General features: G+C 70.0%; 1 protein-coding gene. It reads left to right on the top strand.

The features are described 5' to 3' along the window. Positions 1-580 (top strand): hypothetical protein (locus tag SM757_RS35025; protein ID WP_322468871.1); only part of this gene is annotated, 580 nt, incomplete at both ends.

Here is a 580-nt window from a genome sequence, read left to right as displayed (position 1 = left end):
CTTTGGCGGCGGCAGCGCCGTGGCGGCGACGAACGTCAACGGCGTGTGGACGGCGAGCTACACCCTCGTGGCCGGCGGCATCGACCTCACCAGCCGCAACGTGACGGCGACGGTGACGGACGACGCGGGCAACACCACGACGGCGGTTGACACGAGCAACGCCACGGTGGACAACGTGGCGCCCACGGTGACCGACACGCGCATCGCCATCAGCGGCGGCAGCGGTGCGGGTGGGGCCTACAAGATCGGCGACACGGTCACGGCCACGTGGACCAACACGGCCCAAGGCGACAACAACGCCGACATCAGCGGCGTGACGTTCGACTTCAGCGCCTTTGGCGGCGGCAGTGCCGTGGCGGCGACGAATAGCAACGGCGTGTGGACGGCGACGTACACCCTCGTGGCGGGCAGCATCGACACGACGAGCCGCAACGTGACGGCCACGGTGACGGACGACGCGGGCAACACCGCGACGGCGGCCGACACGACCAATGCCACGGTGGACAACGTGGCGCCCACGGTGAGCGACGGGAACATCGGCATCAGCGGCGCCACGGGCACGGGCGGCGCGTTCAAGATC

It is taken from the genome of Azohydromonas lata (genome assembly GCF_034427735.1).
In the GTDB taxonomy this organism is placed as follows: Bacteria; Pseudomonadota; Gammaproteobacteria; order Burkholderiales; family Burkholderiaceae_C; genus Azohydromonas; species Azohydromonas lata.
This window is presented reverse-complemented; position numbering and strand designations above follow the sequence as displayed.